This window comes from Actinomadura sp. 7K507, from assembly GCF_004348425.1.
Taxonomy (GTDB): domain Bacteria; phylum Actinomycetota; class Actinomycetes; order Streptosporangiales; family Streptosporangiaceae; genus Spirillospora.
Genome location: NZ_SMKK01000548.1, coordinates 1 through 831 on the forward strand (window position 1 = coordinate 1; position 831 = coordinate 831).

An 831-nucleotide genomic window follows, 5' to 3' on the forward strand; every position below is an offset into this window, starting at 1 on the left:
CGTCAACACCCACACCAAACGGCTCATGAGGCAGATGCACGGACGCGCGGGATTCGACCTCCTCCGCCACCGCATCCTGCTCGCATGAACGAAACCCAGCGTCACCACCGACTACGGGACAGAGCCGTTAATTACTCCCGCTGGCTGAGTTCGATGCGCTGTTCGCCGAGGCGGCGACCGACGTACAGTCCGCTGGGTGCGGGCCGGGTGCGGATGGCGATGCGGCCCGAGCCGGATGTGGCCGGGCGGGCGGCCGAGCTGGCGGCGCGCGAAACCGGGTGCTGCTCGTTCGTCACCTTCACCCTGACCGCGACCGGCGGTGACCTGGCTCTGCATGTCAGTGTCGGCGACCGGCACATCGAGGTCCTGGACGTGCTGGCCGCCCGTGCCACGGCGATGAGCACGGCGGCATCGGGCACCGCGACGGGGACGCGGCCGTGACCGGTCCCGGGGGCGGTTCGGGGGCTGGTTGCGTAGCGGGCAGGTCGCGGCCGCCGCAGGGATTGACTGCAGTTGTCAAGTGCCTCTCCAGCGTGTGGGCCTGCTCCGCTGTCAGGCATGTCAGGCACGTAGTCGGCTGGGGCCTGCACTTGGGAGGCTGTTGAAACCCAAGTAGCTCTGGGTGTGTTTCGACTTCGCCATGCTGCAATCACAACAAAGCCCAAAACCCTTACAGGAAACCCCAGGTGAAAACGGATCACACCCCACTCCGCTCCGCCCCTCATTGTTGATACCGGACGCTGATGCTGGAGACGGTGGGCCAGTCGGCCTTGGCGCGGATGGTGAGCAGGTTGCTGGCTTTTGGACAGGCAGGGCCGGGGATGGCTGCGG

The 831-nt window shown here is 66.8% G+C and carries 1 protein-coding gene; it reads left to right on the plus strand.

From position 1 onward, the window contains the following. Positions 1-213: 213 nt before the first annotated feature. Positions 214-441 carry a hypothetical protein gene (locus tag E1285_RS45190; RefSeq protein WP_207947325.1) on the plus strand — a complete coding sequence of 76 codons (228 nt, stop codon included), beginning with the start codon at positions 214-216 and terminating at the stop codon, positions 439-441. Positions 442-831: the final 390 nt, after the last annotated feature.